The following is a 1452-nucleotide window of genomic DNA, read 5'->3' as shown; positions in this document are numbered from 1 at the left end:
ACCTATATCACTACTGGGGATTTTGACGATTCTCTTCAGGCGGGAATAATAGGCGGTTTGTCTGCGGGAATCACTTATGGGGTAGCGCATGGAGCGACGGGTGGAACGAGTCCGTTTGGAGCGGCTTTACCCCTTGCTCATGGTGTGGTGCAAGGCGGTATCCATGAATTGCAAGGTGGTAGCTTCAAGCAAGGCTTTATCAGCGGTGTCATTGGTAAGCTTGGTGGAGGAATTGTTCATGCCAATGTTCAAACGCAGACTCTTCAAGCTGGAGGTATGATTATCGTGTCAGGTATAGCGGCCGCCGCAAGTGGTGCCAATAGTCGAGATGCGATGATGCGTTCTGCTGTTAGTGTGATTACTGTTTATTTGTATAACGAAATGGGTTGGGTAACGTACCGAGGACAGCGTATGTATGTTGATAAAGATACATTCCAAAAAAATGCAGCAAATGCTTACTTAGCTGAAGAAGCTGGGCAACCAATGTCTGATTATTTAGAAACTACGGAAAAAGAAGCTGCTACCGCGTTGTCTATCACCTCAATAGGAGTAACCATTATTAATCCATTGACTGGAGGAACTATGGCGACGGCTGCATGGGGTTTAGATTCTAGTTGGTCTAATTTTATTGGAATGATAATCGGCCCTATGGGTAAAGGAGTCGGAGTAGTCGATGATGCTTTGTACTATGGTTCCCCGGTTTTTAAAGAAACAGTGGATAATGTTGGGACAGTGAATGATGCTGTTTCAGTAGGTTGTAATACGGTGATGACGTGTGAATAAACAAGATGATAAGTGGGATACAACAGCAATATATGGCGTACTTTGGTGCTGTGTTGTAATACTGTTTTTTAAGGGAGATTACTTATTGGCGATACTTAGTAGTTTTGCTTATACAAGTGTTGTCTCTTTAAATTCGGTTTTACAACCAGTACGTAAAAAGTATCCGCATTTTATTATGTGTGTTGTTACTTCGTTTATATATGTGTGGGGGATTGTGTACGTATTCCAACTGTTAGAGATTCGCAATTTATGGAGGACGTTAGCAACCCTGCCTTTGATTTTTCTTATGTATTGGTTTGGGACTCGAAAAGTACGCCCCCTGCTTACAGAAAGAAAGGAAAGTTAATCATATGAAACTTAGTTACTTCTTCCGTAAAGTATACTGACCCAACAGGGCACTGGGTGTGGTTCGCCGCAGCGATGGCATTTTTTGTGGTGAGCCAAACATTTGAGAACCCTGCAATTCAAATGGCCGGAATGGTGGTTGGTGCGATTGCCATTGGGTATGCCACCTCGGGGCTATATGCTGGATTGCAACCCATGGCACAAGCAGCTGCGAGTGGTGCGACCGCTTCATTCTCAACAACCTATATCACTACTGGGGATTTTGACGATTCTCTTCAGGCGGGAATAATAGGCGGTTTGTCTGCGGGAATCACTTATGGGGTA

General features: G+C 44.1%; 3 protein-coding genes. All 3 read left to right on the top strand.

What is annotated here, in order from left to right:
• A partial coding sequence (locus QTN95_RS20630) for a hypothetical protein (RefSeq protein WP_331418844.1) occupies positions 1-783 on the top strand: 783 nt, incomplete at its 5' end.
• Complete coding sequence (locus tag QTN95_RS20625) at positions 776-1129, top strand: hypothetical protein (protein WP_331418843.1); 354 nt, start codon at positions 776-778, stop codon at positions 1127-1129. The genes QTN95_RS20630 and QTN95_RS20625, both read left to right, overlap by 8 nt.
• 56 nt (positions 1130-1185) lie before the next feature.
• Positions 1186-1452 (top strand): hypothetical protein (locus QTN95_RS20620; protein ID WP_331418842.1); only part of this gene is annotated, 267 nt, incomplete at its 3' end.

This window comes from Vibrio sp. M260112 (assembly GCF_036533775.1).
Classification (GTDB): domain Bacteria; phylum Pseudomonadota; class Gammaproteobacteria; order Enterobacterales; family Vibrionaceae; genus Vibrio.
The sequence above is the reverse complement of the archived record's forward strand: the minus strand, read 5'-3'. Positions and strand labels throughout refer to the sequence as shown.